The sequence below is a fragment of the Streptomyces antnestii genome, assembly GCF_004005495.1.
GTDB classification, from domain to species: domain Bacteria; phylum Actinomycetota; class Actinomycetes; order Streptomycetales; family Streptomycetaceae; genus Streptomyces; species Streptomyces antnestii.
The window spans coordinates 37,794-62,873 of sequence record NZ_RZYA01000011.1 but is presented as its reverse complement, the minus strand read 5'-3'; the positions used below and the strand labels follow the sequence as shown (position 1 = coordinate 62,873).

The 25,080-nt window shown below is 72.1% G+C and carries 24 protein-coding genes; 16 read left to right on the top strand and 8 right to left on the bottom strand.

Translation table 11 applies throughout. From position 1 onward, the window contains the following. The first annotated feature begins 197 nt into the window (after positions 1 to 197). Entirely contained in the window at positions 198 to 1,142 is a 945-nt protein-coding gene (locus EOT10_RS22725; RefSeq protein ID WP_127830134.1) for an SDR family oxidoreductase, read from the top strand. A gap of 4 nt (positions 1,143 to 1,146) precedes the next feature. On the opposite strand, the gene EOT10_RS22720 is transcribed toward EOT10_RS22725, so the two are convergent. Next, positions 1,147 to 1,365 (bottom strand): hypothetical protein, encoded by a 219-nt coding sequence (locus EOT10_RS22720; RefSeq protein WP_127830133.1) that lies wholly within the window; start codon positions 1,363 to 1,365, stop codon positions 1,147 to 1,149. Between the two features lie 274 nt (positions 1,366 to 1,639). On the opposite strand from EOT10_RS22720, the gene EOT10_RS22715 reads away from it, so the two are divergent. The 4 genes from EOT10_RS22715 to EOT10_RS22700 all read left to right on the top strand — a co-directional run bounded on the left by EOT10_RS22715 (position 1,640) and on the right by EOT10_RS22700 (position 5,586). Further along, the gene (locus EOT10_RS22715) at positions 1,640 to 2,824 is read left to right on the top strand and encodes a hypothetical protein (RefSeq protein ID WP_127830132.1); all 1,185 of its coding nucleotides are present in this window, start codon (positions 1,640 to 1,642) and stop codon (positions 2,822 to 2,824) included. Between the two features lie 346 nt (positions 2,825 to 3,170). Further along, positions 3,171 to 3,665, top strand: coding sequence for a DUF5709 domain-containing protein (locus tag EOT10_RS22710; RefSeq protein ID WP_223281145.1), 495 nt, complete (start codon positions 3,171 to 3,173; stop codon positions 3,663 to 3,665). 83 nt (positions 3,666 to 3,748) lie between these two features. Next, positions 3,749 to 4,792 carry a Dyp-type peroxidase gene (locus EOT10_RS22705; protein ID WP_127830131.1) on the top strand — a complete coding sequence of 348 codons (1,044 nt, stop codon included), beginning with the start codon at positions 3,749 to 3,751 and terminating at the stop codon, positions 4,790 to 4,792. Then, positions 4,789 to 5,586 carry a family 1 encapsulin nanocompartment shell protein gene (locus EOT10_RS22700; RefSeq protein ID WP_127830130.1) on the top strand — a complete coding sequence of 266 codons (798 nt, stop codon included), beginning with the start codon at positions 4,789 to 4,791 and terminating at the stop codon, positions 5,584 to 5,586. The genes EOT10_RS22705 and EOT10_RS22700 overlap by 4 nt, the downstream gene beginning before the upstream one ends. Positions 5,587 to 5,596: 10 nt before the next feature. Here EOT10_RS22700 and pspAB read toward each other — a convergent pair whose 3' ends face one another. The 6 genes from pspAB to EOT10_RS22670 all read right to left on the bottom strand — a co-directional run bounded on the left by pspAB (position 5,597) and on the right by EOT10_RS22670 (position 13,840). Next, positions 5,597 to 6,172 (bottom strand): PspA-associated protein PspAB, encoded by a 576-nt coding sequence (pspAB, locus tag EOT10_RS22695; protein ID WP_127830129.1) that lies wholly within the window; start codon positions 6,170 to 6,172, stop codon positions 5,597 to 5,599. Positions 6,173 to 6,195: 23 nt separating this feature from the next. Continuing rightward, a complete protein-coding gene (htpX, locus tag EOT10_RS22690) occupies positions 6,196 to 7,122 on the bottom strand; it encodes a zinc metalloprotease HtpX (RefSeq protein WP_223281144.1) in 927 nt (308 codons plus the stop codon). Between the two features lie 149 nt (positions 7,123 to 7,271). Then, on the bottom strand, positions 7,272 to 8,921 hold the full coding sequence (locus tag EOT10_RS22685) for a glycosyltransferase family 2 protein (protein WP_127830128.1): 1,650 nt from the start codon (positions 8,919 to 8,921) through the stop codon (positions 7,272 to 7,274). Positions 8,922 to 8,962: 41 nt separating this feature from the next. After that, the gene (locus EOT10_RS22680) at positions 8,963 to 11,245 is read right to left on the bottom strand and encodes a bifunctional glycosyltransferase/CDP-glycerol:glycerophosphate glycerophosphotransferase (protein ID WP_127830127.1); all 2,283 of its coding nucleotides are present in this window, start codon (positions 11,243 to 11,245) and stop codon (positions 8,963 to 8,965) included. After that, entirely contained in the window at positions 11,242 to 12,987 is a 1,746-nt protein-coding gene (locus EOT10_RS22675) for a glycosyltransferase family 2 protein (RefSeq protein ID WP_223281143.1), read from the bottom strand. The genes EOT10_RS22680 and EOT10_RS22675 overlap by 4 nt, the downstream gene beginning before the upstream one ends. 112 nt (positions 12,988 to 13,099) lie before the next feature. Further along, positions 13,100 to 13,840 carry a helix-turn-helix domain-containing protein gene (locus EOT10_RS22670; RefSeq protein WP_127830126.1) on the bottom strand — a complete coding sequence of 247 codons (741 nt, stop codon included), beginning with the start codon at positions 13,838 to 13,840 and terminating at the stop codon, positions 13,100 to 13,102. Between the two features lie 180 nt (positions 13,841 to 14,020). Between EOT10_RS22670 and EOT10_RS22665 the strand changes: the two genes are divergently transcribed. From EOT10_RS22665 to EOT10_RS22655, 3 genes are all read left to right on the top strand, one after another. Continuing rightward, positions 14,021 to 15,226, top strand: coding sequence for a Gfo/Idh/MocA family protein (locus EOT10_RS22665; protein WP_127830125.1), 1,206 nt, complete (start codon positions 14,021 to 14,023; stop codon positions 15,224 to 15,226). A gap of 104 nt (positions 15,227 to 15,330) precedes the next feature. Beyond that, positions 15,331 to 15,963, top strand: coding sequence for an LAETG motif-containing sortase-dependent surface protein (locus EOT10_RS22660; RefSeq protein WP_189491951.1), 633 nt, complete (start codon positions 15,331 to 15,333; stop codon positions 15,961 to 15,963). Between the two features lie 104 nt (positions 15,964 to 16,067). Continuing rightward, positions 16,068 to 16,607, top strand: a complete 540-nt coding sequence (locus tag EOT10_RS22655) for a 2'-5' RNA ligase family protein (RefSeq protein ID WP_223281142.1) — start codon at positions 16,068 to 16,070, stop codon at positions 16,605 to 16,607. 4 nt (positions 16,608 to 16,611) lie between these two features. Here the strand turns inward: EOT10_RS22655 and EOT10_RS22650 are convergent, their stop codons facing one another. Beyond that, positions 16,612 to 16,920: a zinc-ribbon domain-containing protein gene (locus tag EOT10_RS22650; protein ID WP_127830302.1), complete on the bottom strand. Its 309-nt coding sequence runs from the start codon at positions 16,918 to 16,920 to the stop codon at positions 16,612 to 16,614. Positions 16,921 to 17,080: 160 nt separating this feature from the next. Here EOT10_RS22650 and EOT10_RS22645 point away from each other — a divergent pair, with 160 nt between their 5' ends. The 8 genes from EOT10_RS22645 (at position 17,081) to EOT10_RS22610 (ending at position 25,070) form a co-directional block, all read left to right on the top strand. Further along, positions 17,081 to 17,647, top strand: coding sequence for a phenylacetate--CoA ligase family protein (locus tag EOT10_RS22645; protein WP_127830123.1), 567 nt, complete (start codon positions 17,081 to 17,083; stop codon positions 17,645 to 17,647). Positions 17,648 to 17,729: 82 nt separating this feature from the next. Then, a complete protein-coding gene (locus EOT10_RS22640; RefSeq protein WP_223281141.1) occupies positions 17,730 to 18,677 on the top strand; it encodes an ABC transporter substrate-binding protein in 948 nt (315 codons plus the stop codon). Positions 18,678 to 18,679: 2 nt separating this feature from the next. Then, a complete protein-coding gene (locus tag EOT10_RS22635; RefSeq protein ID WP_127830122.1) occupies positions 18,680 to 19,648 on the top strand; it encodes an amino acid ABC transporter permease in 969 nt (322 codons plus the stop codon). A gap of 8 nt (positions 19,649 to 19,656) precedes the next feature. After that, positions 19,657 to 20,409, top strand: a complete 753-nt coding sequence (locus tag EOT10_RS22630) for an amino acid ABC transporter ATP-binding protein (protein WP_127830300.1) — start codon at positions 19,657 to 19,659, stop codon at positions 20,407 to 20,409. Next, entirely contained in the window at positions 20,406 to 21,620 is a 1,215-nt protein-coding gene (locus EOT10_RS22625) for a M20 family metallopeptidase (RefSeq protein WP_127830121.1), read from the top strand. The genes EOT10_RS22630 and EOT10_RS22625 overlap by 4 nt, the downstream gene beginning before the upstream one ends. Positions 21,621 to 21,776: 156 nt before the next feature. Further along, a complete protein-coding gene (locus EOT10_RS22620; protein ID WP_127830120.1) occupies positions 21,777 to 22,646 on the top strand; it encodes a MurR/RpiR family transcriptional regulator in 870 nt (289 codons plus the stop codon). A gap of 136 nt (positions 22,647 to 22,782) precedes the next feature. Continuing rightward, positions 22,783 to 24,219 carry a hydrolase gene (locus EOT10_RS22615; RefSeq protein ID WP_127830119.1) on the top strand — a complete coding sequence of 479 codons (1,437 nt, stop codon included), beginning with the start codon at positions 22,783 to 22,785 and terminating at the stop codon, positions 24,217 to 24,219. 65 nt (positions 24,220 to 24,284) lie between these two features. Continuing rightward, positions 24,285 to 25,070, top strand: coding sequence for an SAM-dependent methyltransferase (locus EOT10_RS22610; protein WP_127830118.1), 786 nt, complete (start codon positions 24,285 to 24,287; stop codon positions 25,068 to 25,070). Positions 25,071 to 25,080: the final 10 nt, after the last annotated feature.

The following is a 25,080-nucleotide window of genomic DNA, read 5'->3' as shown; positions in this document are numbered from 1 at the left end:
TCCTCGTGCGCTGGGATCTCTGGGGTGCCGCGACCTGTGGCCGGATACCCCCCGGGGCATCCAGCATACGAGCGCGGGTATCGAACGACGCCCGAGTCGCGTCGTCGGATGAATCACGACGCGGGTTGTCCGGATTCCGGGTCATGCTCGACCGAAGAGGGGCGCGAGGCCCCGAGCGGCGACGAGGAGGCGGTTCGATGACGCGGGAACCCGGGACAGGGACCGGCACGAGGGTCAGGCTGGACGGCAAGGTCGCCCTGGTGGCGGGCGCGACCCGCGGCGCGGGCCGGGGGATCGCCGTGGAACTCGGCGCGGCCGGCGCCACGGTGTACGTGACCGGCCGCACGACGCGGGACCGGCGCTCGGAGTACGACAGGCCCGAGACCATCGAGGACACGGCGGACCTGGTCACCGCGGCGGGCGGGCGCGGTATCGCCGTGCCCACCGACCATCTGGACCCCGCGCAGGTCAGGGCGCTCGTCGACCGCATCGCGGCGGAACAGGGCCGGCTCGACGTCCTCGTCAACGACATCTGGGGCGGCGAGCACCTCTTCGCCTGGGACACCCCGGTCTGGGAGCACGACCTCGACGACGGCCTCAGGCTGCTGCGGCTCGCCGTCGAGACGCACGCGATCACCAGCCATCACGCACTGCCGCTGCTGCTGCGCAATCCCGGTGGCCTCGTGGTGGAGGTGACCGACGGAACGGCCGAGTACAACCGCGACAACTACCGCGTCTCGTTCTTCTACGACCTCGCCAAGAGCTCCGTCCTGAGGATGGGCTTCGCTCTCGGGCAGGAGCTGGGCCCGCGAGGCGCGACCGCGCTCGCCCTCACCCCCGGCTGGCTCCGCTCGGAGATCATGCTCGGCCACTTCGGCGTCACCGAGGAGAACTGGCGCGACGCCCTGGACCAGGTGCCGCACTTCTGCATCTCCGAGACGCCGTTCTACGTGGGCAGGGCCGTCGCCGCGCTCGCCGCCGACCCCCAAGTGGCGCGCTGGAACGGGCAGTCGACGTCCAGCGGGGCGCTCGCCCAGGTGTACGGGTTCACGGACGTCGACGGCAGCCGCCCCGACGCGTGGCGCTACCTCACCGAGGTCCAGGACCCCGGCAAGCCGGCCGACGCGAGCGGATACCGCTGACGGGTCAGATCTGCGCGGGCCACACCTTCGTACCGCCGCCGCGCCACTCGACCAGGTCGGGGTCGTCGAGCCGGGCGTCCTCGAGGCCCGCGCGCCGCAGGAACTCGAGCACGTCCTCCTGCCCGGTGGCGAGCCCGGCGTCCTCGCCGCGGATGGTCACACGGCGCCCGCCGGGCTGGGCGGCGTGCACGACGACAGGGGGAAAGCCTTCAGGTTCGTCCATGGTCCTCAGCTTCCGTGACGGGATTGGGCTCCGCACCCGGACGGTCCCACGGGCCCGCGGCGCGCCGCTCGCCCAGGACCGTGCCCGCGTACCAAATTCTCCCCAAGACGCCGCCAAGAATGGGGCGTGTGCGGCCGGACCGGCAGGGATCGGCGCATCACGTCCGGCCTGCGGTCATGGCGCCCCTCTTCCGCCCAAATCGCCCTGTATGGGTGCCAGTCGAGCCCGCGCCACCGGCGACGCGCGGCGCGGGGGGACCAGTTACGGTGCTGTAGTGGTGATCACTCAGCAGGACAACGGGGCACAGACAGTGACCGGGACCGCGCTGCTCCTCGCGGCGGCCCCGGCGAACAAGAGCTGCCTCATCGACGCGACTTCGGTGCTGCCCGCCCTGGCGGCCGTACCCCCGAGCGCGCTGGCCGGCACGGCCTCCGCCACCGTCGTCGAGCTCGCCGACCCCGTGGACCCGCAGACGGTCCTCACCCGCGTCCGCACCGCCGCCGCGGCGCCCGGCCCCCTGACCCTCTACGTGGCCGGACAGCTCCACCTCGACCACCGCCAGCGCCTGCTCCACCTCGCCCTGGCCCGCACCACCCCGGCGACCCTGCGCTACACCGCCCTGCCCTGGCACTGGCTCACGGGTGAACTGGCCCTGCGCCGCCCCGACACCACCACGGTCGTCCTCGACCTGGTGGCCGACGCCGACGCCTGGCAGCAGGTGCGGGCGGGCGCGTTCGGCCTCGGTCCGGGGATCCGCGTGTACGGGAGGGTGACCCCACCCCCGCAGCGCCGCAAGGTCGCCGCCCCCGCCTACCTCAGGACGTACGCGTCGATATGGCGCAACGGCCACCGCCCGCCCCTCGCGCACCTGCACGCCCAGGCGGCAAGCGAGTCGGGCCCCGCCGACGCGCTGTTCTTCGCGGCCGACAGCGCCCGTACTCCCACTCCGGTTCCTACCGTGCCCGCCCCGGCCCCGGCGCCCGAGCCGGTGGCCGTCGCCCCCGCCCGCGCCCCCGAGGCTCCCGACGCCGACCCGCACCCGGCGATCCTCGCGGCCGCGCAGTCCGGCCGGCACGGCGAGGCCGCCGCCCTCGCCGCGATGTGGGAGAGCAGGGCCCTGCGCACCCATGGCGCGGGCTCGCCGGAGGCGCTCCACTGGCTCGAGGTACGCGCGGACCTGGCGCGGCTCGCGCGGGAACCGGCCCGCAGCTGCGAACTGTGGATGGCGGCGGCCGAGGCCCGTCTTGCGCGCGGCCAGGCGCCCGGCACCGAGGACGTCGAGGCCGCCGTGGACCGGGCCCACCACCAGTGGGAGCAGCTCGGCGACCCGGCGCGGGCCCGCGCGCTCGCCGCGCCCCTGACCCGGCTGCGCCGCGCGGTCCCCGGCCGCAGGCCCGGCGCCCTGGAGGCGATCGGGCGCCGCATCGAGGCCCTGGAGAAGGCGCCGGCGACGCCCTGACCCAGGCGATGCCGGGATGCCCGGCGGTGGGGGAATTCCCCGGGGTGGTCAGTCGTTGAAGAGGGCGTGGACGCGGACGGAACAGTGTCCCCGGGCCTCATCTCATAAGCCTGCAAGGAAGATCGTTCGGCTGAAGCCTTGTGGAGCCACCGCCGAGAGGCGACCGCCGTCCGTGGCCACGAAGACCGCCCCGGCCGTGATCCCCCGTCACGGTCGGGGCACTTTCATCGGTCCCGGGGGCCGGAGATCCCTCCCAGCAGGACGCATCGTCCCCTCGCCGCCCACAATGGAGGCAGAGGTCACGCTGAGCCCGCCGGCCGAGCCCGGCCTCATGAAGGAGGCGAGCGTGGACATCGACGATCAAGGGCGGGGAGACGACGTCTACCAGCCCGACGGGTCCGAGGTCCAGGACGACGAAGGCCTCCTCGACACGGAGGACACCCTCATGGGCGGCGGTGTCACCGATCCGCTCGACGAGGGCTACTCGCCGCCCGAGCGCCCCTGGGGAGTCGAGCACACCGGCGTCACCTGTACGGAGCAGCGGCTCGGCGAGACGCTCGACGAGCGCCTTTCCGAGGAGGTCCCCGACGTGTCCCTGCCGGAGGGCGACGGCATCGGCGACGTCTGGGACACCGACGGCGAACCACTCGACGACGAGGTGGGAGAGGCACGATCAGGGCGGCTCGTGGCACCCGGCGAAGGGGTCCGGGAGGACGACGACAGCGACCTGTTCGCGGAGGACGTCGGCATCGACGGCGCCGCCGCGTCGGCCGAGGAGGCCGCGATGCACCTGGTGGAGGACGTCCGCAGAGGACGGGACCCACGGCGGATCACCGACTGACCGTGCGGGCGGCCTGTGCCCCGCTTAGGGTGACGGGAGTCAGCCGACCGCATCGCACCTGTGCCTGCCCGGCGGGAGAGTCAGTGACGCAAGCGCAGCCAGTCATCGCGCCGCACACGACAGCGGCCGTGTTCCTCGTGGTCACCATCGCCCCGGGCGCCGAACAGCGGGTCCGTGACCGGCTCGGCAATCTCAACGCACTGGTGCGCTCGGTGTCGTTCCGCTCCCCGGACTCCGCCCTGTCGTGCGTCGTAGGGATCGGCTCCCGGGCCTGGGACCGGCTGTTCGACGGACCGCGCCCGGCCGAACTGCACCCCTTCCGCGAGCTGACCGGCGACCGGCACCATGCCGTCGCCACGCCCGGGGATCTGCTGTTCCACGTGCGGGCGCGCCGCACGGACCTCTGCTTCGAACTGAGCAGCCACCTCGTCGGACAGCTCGGCGACGCGGTGACCGTGACCGACGAGGTGCACGGCTTCACCTACTTCGACGACCGCGACCTCCTCGGCTTCGTCGACGGCAGCGAGAACCCGACCGGTGAGAAAGCCCGCGCGGCCGTCTTCGTCGGCGACGAGGACGCCCCGTTCGCGGGCGGCAGTTACGTCGTCGTACAGAAGTACCTGCACGACATGGCGGCCTGGAACGCCCTGTCCACGGAGGACCAGGAGAAGGTGATCGGCCGCTCGAAGGCGGACAACATCGAGATGTCCGACGAGACGAAGCCCGCCGACTCCCATGTAGCCCTCAACACCGTCACCGGAGAGGACGGCGAGGAGCGCAAGATCGTCCGCGAGAACATGCCCTTCGGAACCGTCGGACGCGGCGAGTTCGGCACGTACTTCATCGGGTACGCGCGCACCCCGGCCGTCACCGAGCAGATGCTCGAGAACATGTTCATCGGCAGCCCGCCCGGCAACACCGACCGGATCCTCGACTTCTCCACCGCCGTCACGGGAAACCTGTTCTTCGTCCCGACCGCGGACTTCCTCGACGACCTGCCCGATCCGCCCGCCGCGCGGGACGCCGCCGGGGAGCTTCCCGCCCCGGTCGCGTCACCGCTGCCCGCCGCCTCCCCGTCCGACGGCTCGTTGGGCATCGGCGGCCTCAAAGGAGCCCCCGCGTCATGAACAACCTGCACCGCGAACTGGCCCCCATCAGCGACGCCGCCTGGGCGGAGATCGAGCAAGAGGCGAGCCGCACGTTCCAGCGCCATGTCGCGGGACGCCGCGTCCTCGACGTCACAGGGCCCGACGGCCTCGAACTCGCGGCCGTCGGCACCGGCCACCTGCGCTCCGTCACACCCCCCGCCCCCGGCGTCTTCGCGCGACTGCGCGAGGCCCAGCCCCTCGTGGAACTGCGCGTCCCGTTCACCGTCAGCCGCGAGGCCGTGGACGACGTGGAGCGCGGCTCGAACGACTCCGACTGGCAGCCGGTCAAGGACGCGGCCCGCACCATGGCGTTCGCCGAGGACCAGGCCGTCTTCGACGGTTACGCGGCGGCGAACATCGCCGGTGTCCGCGAGCGGACCTCCAACCCGGTCCTGAGCCTGCCCGCCGAGCCCCGCGACTACCCCGACACCATCAGCCGGGCCCTCAGCGCGCTGCGCCTCGCCGGTGTGGACGGCCCGTACTCGCTGCTGCTCGGCGCGGAGGCGTACACGGCGGTCAGCGAGACCACCGACCACGGCTTCCCCGTCTCGGGCCACATCGCCCGGCTCCTGGACGGCGACCTGATCTGGGCCCCGGCGATCAACGGCGCGTTCGTCCTGTCCACCCGCGGCGGCGACTACGAACTCCGCATCGGCCAGGACCTGTCCATCGGCTACACCGCGCACGACGCGACAGGCGTCGAGCTGTACTTCCAGGAGACGCTGACGTTCCTGATGTACACGGACGAGGCTGTCGTCGCCCTGAACGCCTGAACACGCCCTGTTAAAGACCGGGCGCGCCCCACACCGGGAACCACCGCTCGAGGTCCTGCTCGATCCGCAGATCGTCCCCCACGACCGCGCGGATCCGCAGTTCGAGCGCGTTGTCACGCTTCTTGCCCGGCAGCGGCGCGAACGGGTAGAACGTGCCCCGCTTGTACAGGTACACGAGGGCGAGCGTCCGGCCCTCCGCGTCCCGGAAGCCGACCAGGGAGCACAGCAGCTGCGGGCCGAAGCCGCCGCTCTCCAGGGCCGTGTTCACCGCGTGCAGATCGCCGACGAGCGCGGGCAGGTCCGAGGGCGCGCGGCGCGACAGGAGCCAGGTGTAGCCGTACTCGTCCCGGCTGAACTCGACCGTCGCGTCGCGCTCGGTGTCCGCGTTCAGGAGCGCCCCGGCCTCCTGGCGGATCTCGTCGAACGCGGTGCCCTCCACCGTGGTGAAGCACACCGAGCCCTGCCCGGTCGGGACGAAACCCGCGGCCGCCTCCAAGGTGACCGCGGCCGACGGGAGGCCGAACAGCCGGTCGAGGTCCGGCGGGGCAGGTCTCGTGCGCCCGAGCAGGATGTCCAGGAAACCCATGGCGGATCCCTTCGGTGCGCCCGTCAGGCCGGACGGCCCAGGTCGGCGGAGATCGCCGCCAGCTGGGCGAGGCGCTTTTCGAGCGAGGGGTGGGTGGAGAACAGGCGGGGCAGCGGGGAGTTCTTGTTCAGCGCGGGGATGAAGTAGAACGCGTTGAACGCCCGGGCCGTGCGCAGATCCTCGCTGGGGATGCGGGCGATGTCCCCGTCGAGCTTGGTCAGCGCGGAGGCCAGCGCCGACGGCCGGCCGGTGAGCAGCGCCGCCGCGCGGTCGGCCGCCAGCTCCCGGTACCGCGAAAGCGCCCGGATCAGCACGAAGCTGATGGCGTAGACGGCGACCGAGACGCCCACCACGACACCGAGCACGATCAGGGTGTTCTGGTCGGTCCTGCGGCGGCCGCCGAGCATCTCCGAGTAGAACGCGAACCGCACGACGATGCCCGCGATCACGCCGAGGAACGAGGCCACGGTGATCACGGCGACATCGCGGTGCGCCACGTGGGACAGCTCGTGCGCGAGGACACCCTCCAGCTCGTCGGGCTCCAGGCGGCGCAGCAGCCCCTGGGTCACGCAGAGCACCGCGTGGTCGGCGTTGCGGCCGGTGGCGAAGGCGTTCGGCAGGTCGGTGCCGGAGATGGCCACCTGCGGCTTCGGCATGTCGGCCGTGGCGCACAGCCGGTCGACGACGCCGTGCAGCTGCGGGTTCTCCTCACGGGTGACGATGCGCCCGTGCATCGCGTACAGGGCGATCCGGTCGGAGAACCAGTACTGCGCCCAGAGGAGTCCCGCGGCGAGCACGATGACCAGGAAGGTCGACTTCAGCAGGACCAGGAGCGCGCCGACGAACGCCACGTACAGCAGGCCCAGCAGGAACACGGTGACCAGCATGCGCGCGGTCAGCTGCCGGTCCGGCCTGAACCGGCTCCCTCCGGCCTTCAGGGTGTTTGCCACTGCCGTCACCGCCTTCGCTTGCAGCGGCGCGCCGCCGTGGGATCCGCTCGCGCGGAGCGGAACCGGCGACCGGTGCGCTCACCTTCCACGATGCCACTACCCGGGCCGATTCCGGCCGGTCTCCTGCGACCAGTAGGGCACGTCCGCCGTCAGTTCTTCGTGAGCCCCCGCCACAGCTTGCGCGCCCGCCTCAGCCGGGGGCCCGCCGTACGGCGCAGCGGAACGAGCAGCGGCTCCACCCTGGCCGCCGTGCCCTGCCGCTCCCACACTGTCTGGAGGCGGCCCGCACCCCTGCCCTCCGGTTCCACGGTGACCAGGTGCCCGGCGACGGGTCCGCGCTGCCGCGGGAAGTCGAGCGGGGCGAAGAGCGGGCCGCTGTTGCGTTCCCCGCGGTGGGTGAGGGTCAGCGCGGGGTGGCGGGTCCCGGCGAAGCCGTGCGGGGGCATCCGGACGGCCGCCAGGTTCAGGCGGACCGCACCCTCGTAGAGGCCGGGGCGTACCGCGTCGAGGCGGAACGACGTGCTCAGCCCCCGGCCCGCGGCGAGCCGCAGGGTGGCGGCGACCGGGCCCACCGGGAGCTGGAGGCCGGGGTCCCAGGTCCGCACGGAGAGGTCGAGGACGCCGTCGGGCCCCGGCTCGATCCGCGTGATCTCGTGCCGCAGGAGAGCCCGGGAGAAGCGGCGCGTGGTCAACTCCAGGTCGCGCACGTCGAGTTCGGACACCAGGTCGGGCTCGGCCGGCACCGAGTCGCCCCAGAACGTCCGGCCCGCCGCGTCCCGGGTCACCTCGCGCGGGGCGACGGCGCGGCCCAGGGAGCGCGCCGCGAGCCTCGCCTCGTCAAGACGCCCCGACCGCAGCAGGCCGAGCACCACCCGCTGGTCACGCGGCAGCCGCGCGTACGCGGCGGGCGCGAGCGTGTCCAGGTAGGGGCAGATCTCGTCGGCGAACTGCTTGATCCAGTCCGGGTCGCGCTGCGGGAGGTCGCCCGCGTACATGCGGACGTCGTGCTTGAGGAACTTGTAGTCCTTGTCCGGCCGCAGCCCTTCCTGGCCGTGCTCGGTCAGGAAGGTGTCGATGAGCCGGGCGACGCCGACCCGGTCCCGCACGTTCTCGATGCGGTGGCGCTGATTGGAGATCGACAGGGCGTCCTCGGCCTCGTACGGCGAGATGTACCAGCGGTACACCGGCTCCGGGACGACCGCGAACGAGCGGGCGAGACAGTACGCCTGTGCGGAGAACAGCTGGTCCTCGTAGTGGATTTTGACCGGGAACCGCAGGTCGCAGCGGTCGATGAACTCCTTCGTGTACATCTTGTTCGTCGACAGGTGGTCGAAGAGGAACTCGGGGCTCTCGCCGATGCCCTGGACGGTCCGTGCCTCGCCGAACAGGTGCGGATGCCACCGCGTGACGCGGCCGGTGTCGGTGCGGACCCGCTCGACCCCGCCCATGGCGAAGTCGGCGCCGCTGCCCCGCAGCGCGTCGAGCAGCGTCCGGGCCGCGTCCTCTGGCAGCTCGTCGTCACTGTCGAGGAACATCAGGTACGGGGCGCGGGCGACCTCGATCGCCGCGTTACGCGGAGCGCCGCAGCCACCGCTGTTCTCCGGGAGCCGCAGGAACCGGATCCGCGGGTCCTGGGCGGCCAACTCCTGTGCCACCTGAGGGGTGTTGTCGGTGGAGTGGTCGTCGCTGATGATGATCTCGACGTCGCGCAGGGTCTGCCGACGAAGGCTGGCGACGGCGCGCGGCAGCCGGTGCGCGTCGTTGTGGACGATCACCGTGAGGGTGACTTCGGGAGCCATGGATCGTGATTCTCCGAGAGGTTCGGTTCCGGGCGTTCGGGTCAGTGCGAGGCGTGGGACGAGCTCTGGCGCGCCGCGGGGATGCGGACGGCGGTGAGCTCCGCCTCGGCCGGTGTCGGCGCCGGGGTGCGCAGGGCGACCGGCACGACCGGAGGCAGCCGGGTCTCGCCGAGGAACACCCGGCGCACGACGCGCTCGGCGGCCCGGCCGTCGTCGAACTCGCAGAACCGCTCCCGGAACGCGGCGCGCCTCCGCGCCGCCTCCGCGCCCTGCCACTCGCCGCTCACCAGCGCCTCCTGAAGCTCGTCCTGCGTGCGGGCGACGACACCGGGAGCCTCCTCGGTGATGTCGAAGTAGACGCCACGGGTGGTCGCGTACGTCTCCCAGTCGTCCGCGAACACGAGGATCGGCCGGTCGAGATTGGCGTAGTCGAACATCAGCGACGAGTAGTCCGTGACCAGGGCGTCCGACGCGAGCGCCAGCTCCTCCACGCTGTCGTGGTCCGACACATCGATGATCGAACCGGCGCGGTGCAGCGCGCTCAGCGGCGAGGCCCCCCGGTCGTAGAAGTAGTGGCCGCGCACCAGCACCTTGAAGCCGGGACCGAGCGTGCGGGCGAAGCGCTCCAGGTCGATACGGGGCGTCCAGCCCGCCTCGTGGTCGCGGTGCGTCGGCGCGTACAGGAGCGCCGTGGTGCCGGGTTCGAGCCCGAGCCGGGCCCGGGCACGCAGCACGTCGTCGGCGGTCGCCCGGTAGTAGACGTCGTTACGCGGACTGCCGTGGTCGAGCGACGTGAAGCCGACGGGGTAGGCGCGCTCCCACACCTCCGACGAGTGGCGGTTGGCGGAGACGCTGTAGTCCCAGCGGGCACAGCGCGCGAGCAGCGCGTCGTAGTCGACACCGCGCGAGGTCGCGGGGTGCGCGAGCTGGTCGACGCCCATGCGCTTGAGCGGCGTGCCGTGATGGGTCTGCACATGGATCTGGCCCGGCCGCTTGACCAGGGAGTCGGGGAAGTTGACGTTGTTGACGAAGTACGTGGCGCGCGCCATGACGTCCCAGTAGCGGCGCTCGTCGGTGGACACGACGGTGGTGCCCGGCGGGACGAGGGCGCGGCCCGCGCGGCGGACGGTCCACACCTGCCGGATGTGCGGGGCGAGTTCGGCGAGACTGGCGGAGATGGCGGCGGGGTTGCAGGTGACGCCCCGGTCCCAGTACGCGGAGAACACCGCCAGGTTCGGGTCGAGCGGCGCCCTCGACCGGGCCTGGTAGAAGAGCCCTTCGGCACGTCGGCCCGCGCCCCGCTTGGCCGCGCCCGCCGCGCCGATCAGCCGGCGGCGGCCCCGGTTCGCCTGCTGGAGCGCCGGATAGCCGGCGTAGGTGTCGCGTTCGAGCAGGGCGTGACGGATACCGGTGAGGCCCTCGGGGCGCCGGTAGCCGGCCGGCCGGTGACGGGCGAAGTCGGCGGCGGCACGGTGGAAGAACCGGGCACGCTCGGACCGCGGCAGGTCCTCTCCCGCGACGACCGCCATGTAGTGACGGATCATCAGGTCGAACAGTGTGTTCTGCACGGCCGGTTCCCCGGCGAGCGCCATCAGCCGCTCGTAGTCGTCGAAGAGCTCGAAGTACCGCTCGGCGGACACGGGGGAGCGCCGGCTGCCCGGGGGCTCGTGCCGCAGGACGCAGACGCGGTCGAGCGCGCCGATGTCCGCCGCGGCCAGCAGGCTTCCGTGCGCCGCGAGGGCCTCGTCGGGCCCTTCGCGCTCGAACAGGTCGCGCCGGGCGAGGTGGAAGTCCCGCCGGATCAGCCGGTTGGCGAGGACACGGGAGGTACGCAGCAGCCACGGCCGGCTCGCGAGGGGCGCGAACACGCGGCCAGCCCGCGCCAGGCGCGCGCTGTCCCCGCCGGGGGTGCTGTCGCCGCGCCAGTCGACCCGGGCGTGGTCGAACAGCAACACGTCAGGCTCACGGCGCTCACCGTCCTCACCGGCCTCGGCCAGGCGGGCACCGAGCGCGTCGAGGGACCCGGGCACGAGCTCGTCGCCGCCGTCGAGGAACAGCAGGTACCGGCCCCGCGCGAGCTGCGCGCCGGCCTCCCGGGCCACCCCGGGAAGCTGGGTCTCGCGCAGGCGCAGGGCGCGCACCGAGGGGTGCTCGGCCGCGAGCTCGTCGGCGATGGCGCCGGTGAGGTCGGCCGACCCGTTGTCGACGACGATCACCTCGGACTCCATGGCGGCGGCCCGGCCGAGCAGACTGCCGACGCCGGCGCGCAGCCGTCCCTGGGCGTTGTGGGCGGTGACGACGAAGCTGACGTCGGGGTTGGTCATGTGGGGTCTCCGGCGGGCCGAACGGGTGGGGCGGGGGTGGCGGGGGCGGATGGTGCGGTGTCGGGGCGGGCGGGGAGGCGGTCCCGCAGTACGCGTCCGGCGCGCGCCCCGGCGATGCGCAGGGCACCGCGGACACCGGGCGCGACGCGGAACGCGAGCGAGCCGTCATGCGTGGCGTACGGCTGGAGGAGCACGACGAGGCGGCGCGCGTGCGGGACGGCGACGCGGCGCAGGCCCGGGCGCAGGGCGCGCACGGTGGTCTCGTTCACGGAGCCGTCCCGGAAGCGGACGCGGGCGCGTACGTCCCACGCGGCGACGGGGTGCGACGCGGTGAGACCGGCGAGCGCGAGCCCGTCGACGCGGGCGGTCCAGCGGGCGTGCCGGTGCCGCTCGTCCTTGCCGGGGCCGGCCACGGGCTCGCCCGCGTCGGTCCACGCCGCCCGCACGCTCAGGCCCACCCGGTCCGTCGCCCTGTCCACCAGTTCGAGGTCGACGCTCTCGGGACCGGCGGCGCGCAGCCTGCCGTACAGGTCGTGCAGGGTGAGGTCGACGCGGGTGCGCGGCCCGGGGGTCACCTCGGCGTCTACGGTGACGGGCAGCTCGCAGGGGGTGAGCGCTTCGAGACCGGCCAGTTCCGCGGGCAGCTCCTCGGACCACACCGGGACGCCCGCCCGGCCCAGGGCGTACGGCGGCAGCAGCCGTCCGGGCCGCCCGGCGAGAGCCGCGAGCCGTCGCAGGCCGTCGTCCTGCGGAGGGTGCGGCGCGGCCAGCACGGTCAGGGCCGCCCAACGTGCGGGCGCCGAGGCCGACTTGACCGCCTGCTCCATGCGCGGATCGCCGCTGAGGAGGGCACGGGTGTCGGTCCACCAGGCCTCGCGGTACTCGGCGGAGCGCAGCGGCAGCTCCCGCAGGTACATGCGCAGGTCGTGCTCCAGGAAGCGGACGCGCGCGGCGTCGGCGAGCCCGCCGTGGCCCCCGTGGGCCAGGGTGTGGACGGCGAACCGCTGGGCCGCGACGCGGCTGCGCCAGTTGCCGATGGTGTCGCGGGCCAGGGAGATGGACAGCCGGCGGGCCTGCCGGCGCACCTGCCACACGTAGACCGGGTCGGGGACCACCGCGAGCCGTGCGGCGGCCGCGTAGACACGGGCGGTGAACACGAAGTCCTCGTACGGGAACCGTCCGTCCGGGAAGCGGATGTGATGGCGGTCCAGGAACTCGCGCGCGTACAGCTTGTTCACGGACACGGTGTCGCGGAGCAGCTCGGGGTGGGCGGACGTGTCCTCGTGCAGAGCTTCCGTCTCATAGAGCTGGGGCTGCCAGCGCACCTCTCGCCCGTCGGGGATCTCCCGGCGTACGCAGGCCCCGGCGACGACGTCGGCGGAGTGCCGCGTGGCGGCGGCGAGCAGCCGGTCGACGGCGCCCGGCGGGAGCAGGTCGTCACTGTCGAGGAACATCACCCAGGGCGCCGTGGCCAGCCGCAGGCCGGTGTTGCGGGGCGTGCCGCAGCCCCCGCTGTTGAGCGTGTGGTGGACGACCCGCACGCGTGGCTCCTTGCGGGCGATCCGGTCGAGCACCTCCCCGGTGCCGTCGCCGGACGCGTCGTCCACGGCGATGACTTCGGCGACGCGCTCGCCCTGGGCCAGCGCGGATCGCACGGCGTCCGGTACGTGCCCGGCGTCGTCGTGCGCGATCACGATCACGCTCACCCGCTCTGTCGGCTGCTGTCCTTCTGTCAATCGCACGGCACGGGACGCTAATTGCGGCCGGTGAGAGGGGTCCTACGGTCGGTAAAGAGCTGGTTGTGAGCCAGGTAAGAGGGCGATCTTCGGCCCGCGCCCCCGCAGGGGGTGCCCCTTACTCCTGCTCCTCCTTGTTACTTCCCTCACTACCTCGCTCCACGTACGGCGCCTCCAGATTCAGGGAGCTGATCACCCGGCGTCCGGTCGTCCGCCGCGGCCTCACCACCATCCACTGGGTGCGGTCGCCGCCCGCCCAGGGCGACGAGTACGCGTGCTCGGCCAGCTCACTCGCGACGGCCAGGTCCGTCACGGCGGTCGCGAGGCCGACGAGCAGGACGCTCCAGCCCTCGCTCATCGCGTCGTCGATCCGGTCCACCTCGAACGCGACGACGTGGCCGTCCGCGGCCGCCGCGACGGATCCCGGATCGGTCCGGAACGCGATCGAGCCGTCCTGGGTGATCGAATAGTTCACCGGCAGGATCAGCGGCCCGTCGGGCAGCTGGAGCCCGAGCCGGCCCACTCCGTGGGTGGAGACGAGGGCCAGGCACTCCTGCTCGGACAGCTTCACGAGACGTGGTGCCCGGGACGCGTCCGCGGTGCCCGGAGGCGTCTCGTACGTACCGCCGGCGAGATCGTCCGTGGTCGTGTCCAGGGCATCCGCCAAACGCGTGACGAAGCCGATGCCCGGGCGCGACGGCTGGGTCTCGACGTAGTGCACGTACGACTCCGAGGCGCCCACCCGCTCGGCCAGCTCTTCGACGGACAGGCCGAGAGCCACCCGCCGCGCGGCCACGCGCCGCCCGAAGTCGCTGCGCTGGATCTCCACGCCGTCGGCGGTCTCGGGGGTCCCGGACATCGTTCACACTCCCTGTCTGCTTCCCCCCACCGCCGGCTGTCCCGGCACCACCACCATGCGTCGGCGCCCGCCGGAGAGCCACCCCGGTCTTGACCGACGGTCTTGACCGGCCCCGGCATTCCCTGTGAAGTTCCCACCCCTGTGTGAGTGACGTTCCCACCCCCGTGTGAAGGGACCCCCATGACGTTCTCGATCGGCATCGTCGGCGCCGGGCAGTTCTCCGGGCAGTTCGCCAAGCTGTTCCGCGCCCACCCGGGCGTCGGCGACATCCACGTCACGGACCTGCTGCCCGAGCGCGCCGAACGGCTCGCCGCCGCCGAGCGGCTCACCGGCACGTTCCCCTCGTTCGACGCCCTGCTGGAGTCCGCCGACGTCGACGCCGTGGCGATCTTCACCCAGCGCTGGACCCACGGACCGCTCGTGCTGCAGGCGCTGCGGGCCGGGAAGCACGTCTACTCGGCCGTACCCATGGCGATCACCGAGGACGAGATCGCCGCCATCGTCGGCGCCGTACGCGACACCGGCCTGACCTACATGATGGGCGAGACCAGCCAGTACAACCCGGCGACCGTGCACGCCCGGAACCAGATCGCCGAGGGCGCCTTCGGGCGGCTCTTCTACGCCGAGGGCGACTACGTCCATGACATGGACCTCGGCTTCTACGACGCCTACCGGTACAGCGGGGGCGACAACTGGAAGGCCACCGCCAGCTATCCGCCCCTGCTGTACCCGACGCACTCCGTCGGCGGTGTGCTCGGCGCCTGGCAGACCCATGCCGTGAGCGTCTCCGCGATCGGGGTGCCCGACGAGAGGGGTGACGGGGTCTTCGACAAGGAGGTCAGCCAGTTCGGCAACGACCTGTCGAACGCGACCGCGCTCTTCGAGGTCGCGGGCGGCGGCTCGTTCCGCACCAACGAGTTCCGCAGGGTCGGCTACCCGTCACACATCAGGGAATCGCGGTTCCGGTTCTTCGGCACGGACGCCAGCATGGAGCAGCTCGCCACCGTCAGCTTCTGGCAGGACAAGAAGGGGGTGCGGGACATCTCAGAACTCCTCCGGCCGAAGCCGACCCTGCCCGCCGACGACCCCTCGCTCCAGCACATCGCGCCCGCGCTTCGCGACGCGTTCACCTCAGGCTCCGCGCCCGTGCACGACCGCGCGCGGCTGCCCCGGGAGTTCGACCACATGCCCAACGGTCACGAGGGCAGCCACCACTTCCTCGTCGACGACTTCGTCACCGCCGTCGCCACCGGAACCCTGCCGCCGGTCAACGCCTGGGTCGCCGCCCGCTACACCCTGCCGGGCATCGTCGCCCACGAATCCGCCCTGCGCGGTGGCGCCCGGCTGGACATCCCGGACTTCGGAGACGCCCCCAACTCCCTTTGATCCAGGGGCTGATGGGAAAAGGGGAGGCGGTGGCGAGACCCGTCTGCGCCAGGAGTAGGGTGCGCGCACTGTCAAACGGGGCGAACCTCGCGGAGGACAATTCTGTGACCGAGAACAAGAAGACGTGGCGGACGTCGGGCGCTCTCATAGCGGCCGCCACGGCAGGTGCGTTCGGCGTGGGGCTCTTCGCGAGCCCCGCCCAGGCGCACACGCCCGAATGGGAGGTGACCTGCTCCCAGGTCAGCCTCGACCTGACCAACTACGGGTCGAAGGCCGACAACACGGTGAACGTCACGGTGGACGGAAAGGACCTGCTGCCCACCGAGACGTTCCAGAGGGAATTCCACAAGAAGCTGGAACTCCCCGAACACAGCAAGGAGTCGACCGTCCGTCTCGTCGTCAAGGCGGGCGACGGCGACCAGTACTCGCGTGACGAGAAGAAGACGGCCCCGGTGTGCGAAGGCGCGCCGAAGCCGTCGGTCAGCCCGAAGCCGACGCCGTCCGCGTCGAGCCCCTCGTCGGCTGCCACGCCGAGCTCGGCGCCCAGCGCGGCGGCGACCTCCGCCGCGGCGGTGCCGGTGCCGTCGAGCAAGCCCGGCGCCGACTCGGGTGACCTCGCCGAGACGGGCTCGTCCAGCGCCACGCCGGTCATCGCCGGGGCGGCCGCCGTGGTGATCGTGGCGGGCGCCGGCCTCGTGTGGGCGACGCGCAGGCGCCGCGGCTCCGCTCAGGGCTGAGACCGAGGCGCGGCGCCCCGTCAGGGGCTGAGAACATGTGCGGGGCGGACCGTTTCCCGGTCCGCCCCGCACATGTGCCGGCGCGACGCGGAGGTGAGGTGGCCATGGCGGCCGTCGGTGAGGGGCGCGCCCCGGAGGACCGGAGCGCTCTGGTCATCATCCTGCCCTGGGCGAACCCGCTTCTCGAAGCCGCGGCGGAGGTCACTCCCGGGCTCATCAGGAAGGGCCTGCCCGCGCATGTCTCGCTGCTCTACCCGTTCCTGCCCGTGGCGGAGCTGACGGGTCCGGTCGACACCGAGGTGCGTGACCTCGCGGCGTCGCTGCGCACCGTCGAGACCGAGCTGACGGACTTCGTGGAGGCGCCGGGCTTCGTCGGGGTGGCCGTACCCGCGCTACGGCCCGTGGCCGACGCGTTCTACGGGCGGTGGCCGCACATCGTGCCCTACGGCGGCCGGTTCGGGGAGCGTCCCGAACCGCACGTCACGCTGGTGACGGGGGCGACGGACGAAGAGGCGGCGCTGGTGCGGGAGCGTGCGCGGCCGCTGCTTCCGCTGAGCGGGGCGGCCTGGCGCGTGGACCTCGTGGTCCGTACGGACCGGGACTGGCGGCTGCGCCTCACGGCGCCGTTCGCCGCCAGCCCCTGACCGGCTACTGCTGGTAGGGGTTCTGGCCGAGCGGCTGGCCCGGCTGCTGCTGACCCTGGGCCGGGTAGCCGGCGGGCGCGGCGGCCTGCGCGAGCAGCGCCTCCGCCTGCTCCTTGGTGAGCTGGTGCTCGATCCCGCAGAACGTGCACTGCGAACGGAACCTCGTCGAGATGGGGAACAGCGGCACGAAGAACAGCGTGAACTTCGTGACGTACTTGCGCAGCGCGTGCGCCGCGGGGTTGCCGCAGTTGCCGCACACGAACGTGAGCATCGCGAGCTGGTACAGATAACCCCGCGTACCGAAGAAAATGATCATTGGTGGCCCCTCCCGACCGGCGGCCCGCCGGCACAGGAGCGGCGGTGCCCCGTCATCGTAGAGGGCGGTCGCGGCGGCCGGTCCGGCGACCGAGGCCTGCGGGTGCGAACGAAAATCCAGCTGCGATCGGGGTGAACGGCAGAAAGAAAATGGCTGCGTGCTGTCGCCCGCCCTGGCGTCCGCCGCCGAGGAGACCTTCGGCGCCCCGGTCCACGACGGTTACGGCATGACCGAGGTGACGCCCGTCGCGGGCGCGATCTGCGCGCGGCGCCATCTGCACATCGACGCCGGCATCGGCCTGGTCGAGGTGTGCGACCTGGGGACCGGGGAGCCGGCGGAGCCGGGCGCGCTCGGCACCGTCGTCGCCACGCCTTTGTTCTACCCGTACCGGGAGTGCATGCCGCTCTTCCGTTACGACACCCGCGACCTAGTGCGGCGCCTGCCCGACGAGCCCCTCACCTGCGAGATGGCGAACGTGCCCGCCACCTCCCACATCCTCGGCAAGGCCGACCACGTGCTGAGCACCGGCGCCGGTCCGGTGATGCCGCGCGACATCATCGAGGTCCTCGACGCGCTGCCGGGCGCCCGCCGCGTTCGTAGGCCACCCGCTCCTGAGCCGCCGCGGCCCGGAACGCCGCATGGCGGACGTCCGCCGCCCCGCTCCGACCCCGGTGTCCAGCTCCGCGTAGCCCGCCCGGCTCGACGTAACGTGCATTACATCTAGCCATTCAAGAGCTTGATGTGTAACTTCTGGGAGGTCGGCCGCGGGGTCTCCGCGCGCCTCGTACCTCCGAGAGGGAACGACGTTGAAGTACATCTCTGTGCCTCGCCGCGCGGCTTCGGCCGTGCTGGCCTGCGCGGCCACGGTGGTGGTCGCCGGCTGCGGGGCGAGCGGCGCCCCCGGCGGACCCGCCGCCCCCGACAAGTCCGCGGACATCGCCGTCGAGCGGGACGCGGCACTGCACGCGGCACTGCCCGCGCGGATCAGGGAGGCGGGCACCGTGCGCGTGGCCACCGACGTTCCGTACCCGCCGTTCGCCATGTTCGTGGCCGCGGGGAAGAGCGGTCTGACCGGCCTCGACTACGACCTCGGCCAGGCCCTGGGCGCGAAACTCGGCGTGAGATTCGCCTTCACGCCCACGAAGTTCGACGGCATCGTGCCGGCGATCCAGGCGGGCAGGTTCGACGTGGCGATGTCGGCGCTCACCGACAACCGGGAGCGGGAGAAACTGCTCGACTTCGTCGACTACTCGCACTCGGGCTCCGGCATCCTGGTGGCCGACGGCAACCCGCAGAAGATCGTCACGCTCGACGACCTCTGCGGCGCGACGGTCGGCGTCCAGGCCGCCACCAACCAGCACAAGCTGCTCACGGCCCACCAGTCCGTGTGCCGGTCCGCCGGCCACCGGCCGGCCGACATCCAGACCTTCCCCAAGGACTCGGACGCCCAACTCGCCCTGCGTTCCGGCAAGGTGAGCGCCGTCGTCGTGACCAAGCCCGCCGCCGGCTGGGCGGCCAAGACCGCCGACGGCGGCAAGGCCTTCGACCTCGCGGAGGACCCCCAGGCACCGGCCGGCTACCGCGCCTCACCCAACGGCATCGCCGTGTCGAAGCAGCTTCCCCGGCTCACGAGCGCGATCCGGCGAGCGCTCCAGGAACTGATGGACGACGGCACGCTCCACCGCATCTGCGCGAAGTACGGCGTCGCCGGCATCGCGTCGAAGCAGGCCACCCAGAACGCGGCGGTGGACTAGAGATGTCCGTGACCAGCACCGCCACCGGCACACCACGCCACAGCGACGGCCCCGCACCCGACACCCCCCACATCGTCCCCGTACGCCACTGGGGCCGTGCCGTGGCCGCGGTCGCCGCCGTCGCCGCACTGGCCGGTCTCATCGGCTCGCTCGCGCGCAACGGCAACCTCCACTGGGACGTCATCGGGCACTACCTGTTCGCCGGCCTCGTCTTCGACGGCCTCGCCACCACCCTGTGGCTGACCGCCGCCGCGATGACCCTCGGCCTCGTCCTCGGCACCCTCGTGGCCGTCCTGCGCCTCTCCGAAGACCCCGTCCTGTACGGCCTCTCGTCCCTGTTCGTCTGGGTCTTCCGGGGCACTCCGCTGCTCGTCCAGATCATCTTCTGGGGCTATGCCGGCGCCCTCTACAAACACGTGATGATCGGCATCCCGTTCACCGGCGTGACCTTCTTCCAGGCCGACACCAACAGCCTGCTCACCCCGTCCGTCGCCGCCCTCCTCGCGCTCGGTCTGAACGAGGCCGCCTACGCCTCCGAGATCGTGCGCGCCGGGATCCAGTCGGTCGACGTCGGACAGACCGAGGCCGCGCACTCCCTCGGGATGCGCCCGGCCCTCACCATGCGGCGGATCGTGCTGCCACAGGCGATGCGGGTGATCATCCCGCCGCTGGGCAACGAGACCATCAACATGCTCAAGATGACCGCCCTGGTGTCGGTGATCGCCGCGCACGACCTGATGTCCAACATCCAGGACGTGTACGGGCAGAACTACCAGGTCATCCCGATGCTGGTGGTGGCGTCCCTCTGGTACCTGGCCCTGGTCAGCCTGCTGAGCCTCCCGCAGACATGGCTCGAACGCCGCTACGGACGCGGCACGGCCCGCGGTGCCGCCGCCTCACCGCTGCGACGTCTGTGCGGCGGACTGCTCACCGGAACACGCACCCGCACACGGAAGGATCCGGCACGTTGAGCACACCCATGGTGCACGCCGAGGGCGTGCGCAAGCACTTCGGGAGGCTCCAGGTCCTCAAGGGGATCGACCTCACGGTCGAACGAGGCCAGGTGTGCTGCCTGTTGGGGCCCTCGGGGTCGGGCAAGTCCACCTTCCTCCGGTGCGTCAACCACCTGGAGAGGGCGGACGGCGGCAGGCTCCGCGTCGACGGGGAGCCGGTTGGCTACCGCGAACAGGGCTCCCGGCTCCACGAGTTGCGTGAACGCGAGGTGGCCGCGCGGCGCCGTGACATCGGCATGGTGTTCCAGCGGTTCAACCTCTTCCCGCACCTGACAGCCCTGGAGAACGTCATGGAAGCGCCCGTCAAGGTCACGGGCACCGCCAGGACGGAGGCGCGGGACGACGCGCTGCGCCTCCTGCGCCAGGTCGGCCTCGCCGACCGGGCCGGCCACTACCCGGCCCAGCTCTCGGGCGGCCAGCAGCAGCGCGTGGCCATCGCCCGCGCCCTGGCGATGAAACCGAAACTGATGCTGTTCGACGAGCCGACGTCCGCGCTCGACCCCGAACTCGTCGGCGACGTCCTCGACGTCATGCGCGGGCTCGCCGAGGACGGCATGACGATGGTCGTCGTCACCCACGAGATCGGCTTCGCGCGAGAGGTCGCCGACCTGGCGGTCTTCATGGACGAAGGTGTCGTCGTCGAGTCCGGCGACCCCCGGCGTGTCCTGGTCGAACCGGAACAGGAGCGCACCCGCGCCTTCCTCTCGAAGGTCCTGTGAGCGCCCCTGCCCGGCAGCGCTCCCGTGACGAGACGCTGCTGTCCCACGCCCACGCGCACCAGGCGCGCTACCTCGCCGACCTCGCCCGGCTCGTCGCCGTCGACTCGGGATCCCACAACGCCGACGGCGTCGACCGCGTCGCCGACCTCGTCGGAGCCCAGCTCGAACGCCTGGGCTTCGACGTCGAACGGGTGCCACTGCCCCCGGCCCACGGCCGGCGCGTCGGCGACGCCCTCGTCGGCCGCAGAAAGGGCCGCCTCGCGGTGGCCGACGGCGGCCGCAGGATCCTGCTCGCCGCGCACCTGGACACCGTCTTCGAGGACGGCGCCGCCGCCGAACGGCCGTTCACCGTCTCGGAATGCATCGCCCATGGCCCGGGGGTGAGCGACGACAAGGGCGGCCTGGTCGCGGGGCTCGCCGCCGTCGAGATCCTCAACCGCGCGGGCCGGGAGGACTACGCGGAACTCGTCTTCCTCGCCACGCCCGACGAGGAGATCGGATCCCCCGTCAGCAGACCGGTCACCCGGCGGGCCGCCGAGGGCGTGCACCACGCCCTGGCCCTCGAATGCGCCCGTGAGAACGGTGACCTGGTCATCGCCCGCAAGGGGGTGGCCGACTTCAGGCTCGCCGTCACCGGGCGCGCGGCCCACGCCGGCATCGAACCGGAACGGGGAGCCAACGCCGCCCTGGCCGCCGCCCACCTCGTCATCGCGATCCAGGCGCTGAACGGCCGTTGGGACGGCGTCACCCTCAACGTCGGTGTCGTGCGCGCGGGCAACCGGTTCAACATCGTCTGCCCCGCGGCGGAACTCCTCGTCGAAATACGCTCCGTCACCGAGGTCGGCATGCGCGAGGCGGTCGCCGCGCTCAGGGCGCTCGCCGGCCGGCCCGCCGTTCCCGGTACCGGCGCCGAGGTCCACGAGCTGGAATCCTGCCCGCCGATGGAAGAGACCGACGCCTCCCGCCGCATGCTGGCCCGGGCCCGGGACATCGGCGCGCGCCTCGGGCTGTCCTTCGGCGGGGCGGCGACGGGCGGGGTGGGTGACGCGAACACGATCGCCGGCTGCGGGGTGCCCACCCTCGACGGCCTCGGGCCGGTCGGCGGCGCCGACCACACCCCCGAGGAGTGGCTGGACACCGCCTCCGTCCCCGGCCGGGTCGCCCTGCTGGCGGAGCTGATCGCCGACCTCGGCGACGGCCGCCGCGGCTGACGCGGCCCCATGACGCTCCCGCACCGGTTTCATCGCGCCGTCGGCCGGTGCGGGAGCCCCCGCCGATCCGGGTGGGCCCGGGAGCCCGGCTCCGGCCGTCGGCACTAGGCTCGCGGCACGGGCCCGCGCCCGCTGACGAAGCGAAAGGAACCCACGATGGCCTCCGGCGCACTCGCCGACGTGATCCGGCAGAAGCTGGGCGACCTCAGTCCGGCCGAACGCAAGGTCGCCCGCGTCCTGCTGGCCAACTACCCGTCCGCCGGGTTCGAGACAATCGCCGTGCTCGCCGAACGGGCGGCCGTGAGCGCCCCCACCGTCATCCGCTTCGTCAACCGGATCGGCTACAAGGGGTTTCCCGACTTCCAGACGGCCCTGCGCGAAGAGCTCGACGAGCGCAACGCCTCGCCCCTGTCCCTGTACCAGTCCGCCGACCACGGCCGCTTCACCGAGACGGCGGACGGGGAGAACTCGCTGATCCAGCGGGGCGCCGGCGTCTTCAGCTCGGCCGTGGCCCAGACCCTCGCCGAGCTCCCGCCCCACGACCTGGAACGCGCGGTCTCCCTGCTGGCCGACGGCAAGCGGCGCATCGTCCTGGCCGGCGGCCGCTTCACGCATCTCTTCGCCCACTATCTGGGCCTGCACCTGATGCAACTGCGTGACGACGTCAAGCTGCTGCCCGCCCTCGACGTCGAGCGCACCGCGACCCTGGGCGCCCTCACCCGCCGTGACGTGCTGGTCGTCTTCGACTTCCGCCGCTATGAGCAGGACAAGGTCACCATGGCCGAACTCGCCGTGCGGCAGGGGGGAAAGGTCGTCCTGTTCACCGACAGATGGCTGTCCCCGGTCTCCGCGCACGCCGAGGTCGTACTGACCAGCCTCGTCACGACGCCGTCGCCGTACGACAGCTTCGTGCCGACGCTCGCGGTGATCGAGACCGTCGTCGCGGGGGTCGTCGCGGCGCTCGGCGAGGACGCGCCGGCGAGGCTGCGGCACACCGAGGAGATCGCGCGGCGCATGGGGCTGTAGCAGACACCTGTCCGCGCACCAGATTGCCATGTACTGTTCAATCACGCGTGGCTCTCCCTCCGCACGGACGGTGTTCTACGCGCGCAGACTCGACGCCCGCACCGCCTTCTCCCCACCCCTCACGGAGGTATGACGGATGCTCGGATCAAGACGTCCCCGCCGCCGCGTCGCCTGCGCGGCCGCCGTCCTCGGAATGCTCCTCGCCGGTGTGACGGCAGGTCAGGCCGATGCCGGCCCGGCCGCCACCGCGACCCCCCACCGCGTGCTCTTCGACAACACCAAGGCCGAGACCGCCGGCAACGCCGACTGGATCATCGGCACCAGCCAGCCCGACCCGCTCGGCCAGAAGGCGAACCCGACGGTCGAGACAGACTGGACCGGAGCCATCTCGGCCTGGGGCGTCGGCCTCCAGAAGACCGGCAACTACTCCCTCAAGACGCTGCCCGCGGGCAACACCATCACCTACGGGACCACGTCGGCGCTCGACCTCAAGAACTTCGACACGTTCGTGCTGCCCGAGCCGAACATCCTGCTCAGCGCGGCCGAGAAGACCGCCGTCATGACGTTCGTCAAGAACGGCGGCGGGCTCTTTCTCGTCTCCGACCACACCGGCGCGGACCGCAACAACGACGGCGCCGACGCGGTCAAGGTCATCAACGACCTCATGACCAACAACAGCGTCGACTCCACCGACCCCTTCGGCTTCTCCGTCGACGTCCTGAACATCGCCACCGACAACCCGAAGGCCATCACCTCCACCACCGACCCCGTCATCAACGGGTCGTTCGGCAAGGTCGGCGGAAGCATCATCCGCAACGGCACCACGGCCACGCTCAAGCCCGCCGACAACGCCGCGGTCAAGGGCGTCGTCTACCGCACCGGATACTCCGGCAACACGGGTGCCTTCTTCGCCACCAGCACCTTCGGCAGCGGCCGCGTAGCGTTCTGGGGCGACAGCTCCCCGATCGACGACGGGACCGGACAGGCGGGCAACACCCTCTTCAACGGCTGGGACGACCCCGCGGGCACCGACGCCGCCCTCGCGCTGAACGCCACCGAATGGCTCTCCGGGGCGAGCGGCAGCAGCGGAGGCGGCGGCACCTGCACCGCGGCCCAACTCCTCGGCAACCAGGGCTTCGAGTCGGGCAGCGCCCCCTGGACCGCGTCCACCGGCGTCATCAACAACGACCCGGCCGAACCCGCCCGCACCGGCAGCTACAAGGCCTGGCTGAACGGCTACGGCGCCGCCCACACCGACACCCTGTCCCAGTCGGTGACCATCCCCACCGGCTGCGCGGCCACCCTCGGCCTCTACCTCCACGTCGACACCGCCGAGACGACGACCACCACCGCGTACGACACCCTCAAGGTGCAGGTCCTCGACAATGCCGGCACCGTCCTCTCCACGCTCGGCACGTACTCCAACCTCGACGCGGGCTCCGGCTACGCCCTCAAGACGTTCAACCTGGGCGCGTACGCCGGGCAGTCGGTGACGGTGCAGCTGACCGGCACGGAAGGGTCCAAGCTCCAGACGTCGTTCGTCGTCGACGACACCTCGCTCAGCGTGAGCTGACGGATCGTGGGCCGCCGGCCAACCTTCCGTACTGGCAGGCGAGTTGCTGTGGCAGACTGCACGCCATGACGGCAGCGAAGCCCACCCCCCGGATCGACACCAGCAAGCCCCACCCGGCCCGCGTGTACGACTATCTCTTGGGCGGCAAGGACAACTACCCCGTGGACGAGGAAGTGGGGGAGCAACTGCCGCCCGAGGCGCGGGACGCGGCGCGCCAGAACCGTGAGTTCATGCACCGCGCCGTCGCATGGCTGGCGGGCAGCGGCCTCGACCAGTTCCTCGACATCGGCACCGGGATCCCGACCGCGCCGAACCTGCACCAGATCGTGCAGAAGGTCCGGCCCACGTCCCGCGTCGTCTACACGGACAACGACCCGATCGTCCTGAGGCACGCAGAAGCCCTGCTCGTCAGCCACCCCGAGGGCATGACCGACTACGTCCAGGCGGATGTGCGCGCACCGGGCGAGATCCTCGACCACGCCCGCAAGCTGCTCGACTTCGACCGGCCGATCGCGCTGTCGCTCATCGCGCTGATGCACTTCATCCCCGGTGAGCAGGAGCCGTACGACATCGTCGCCACGCTCCTCGAGGCGCTGCCCTCCGGCAGTTACCTCGTGCTGTCCCACGCGTCGTCCGACATCTATCCCGAGCTGGCCGAGCAGGTGACGGCCGAGTACGCGAAGGGCGGGATCGAGCTGGGGTTCCGGACGAGGGACGGGGTCGGCCGCTTCTTCGCCGGGCTCGACCTCGTGGAGCCCGGTCTCGTGACGGCGACGGAGTGGTACCGGGGCACGGACGCGCCGCCCGCGGAGGCCGGCGGGATCTACGCCGGGGTGGCGCGCCTGCCGTAGGGCAGGTCAG

Excerpts from the sequence above, each read along its gene's own strand:
- EOT10_RS22725 (WP_127830134.1), top strand. The coding sequence starts at position 198 with ATGACGCGGGAACCCGGGACAGGGACCGGCACGAGGGTCAGGCTGGAC.
- EOT10_RS22720 (WP_127830133.1), bottom strand. The coding sequence starts at position 1,365 with ATGGACGAACCTGAAGGCTTTCCCCCTGTCGTCGTGCACGCCGCCCAG.
- EOT10_RS22700 (WP_127830130.1), top strand. The coding sequence starts at position 4,789 with ATGAACAACCTGCACCGCGAACTGGCCCCCATCAGCGACGCCGCCTGG.
- pspAB (WP_127830129.1), bottom strand. The coding sequence starts at position 6,172 with ATGGGTTTCCTGGACATCCTGCTCGGGCGCACGAGACCTGCCCCGCCG.
- EOT10_RS22685 (WP_127830128.1), bottom strand. The coding sequence starts at position 8,921 with ATGGCTCCCGAAGTCACCCTCACGGTGATCGTCCACAACGACGCGCAC.
- EOT10_RS22680 (WP_127830127.1), bottom strand. The coding sequence starts at position 11,245 with ATGACCAACCCCGACGTCAGCTTCGTCGTCACCGCCCACAACGCCCAG.
- EOT10_RS22670 (WP_127830126.1), bottom strand. The coding sequence starts at position 13,840 with ATGTCCGGGACCCCCGAGACCGCCGACGGCGTGGAGATCCAGCGCAGC.
- EOT10_RS22665 (WP_127830125.1), top strand. The coding sequence starts at position 14,021 with ATGACGTTCTCGATCGGCATCGTCGGCGCCGGGCAGTTCTCCGGGCAG.
- EOT10_RS22655 (WP_223281142.1), top strand. The coding sequence starts at position 16,068 with ATGGCGGCCGTCGGTGAGGGGCGCGCCCCGGAGGACCGGAGCGCTCTG.
- EOT10_RS22635 (WP_127830122.1), top strand. The coding sequence starts at position 18,680 with ATGTCCGTGACCAGCACCGCCACCGGCACACCACGCCACAGCGACGGC.
- EOT10_RS22630 (WP_127830300.1), top strand. The coding sequence starts at position 19,657 with ATGGTGCACGCCGAGGGCGTGCGCAAGCACTTCGGGAGGCTCCAGGTC.
- EOT10_RS22620 (WP_127830120.1), top strand. The coding sequence starts at position 21,777 with ATGGCCTCCGGCGCACTCGCCGACGTGATCCGGCAGAAGCTGGGCGAC.
- EOT10_RS22615 (WP_127830119.1), top strand. The coding sequence starts at position 22,783 with ATGCTCGGATCAAGACGTCCCCGCCGCCGCGTCGCCTGCGCGGCCGCC.
- EOT10_RS22610 (WP_127830118.1), top strand. The coding sequence starts at position 24,285 with ATGACGGCAGCGAAGCCCACCCCCCGGATCGACACCAGCAAGCCCCAC.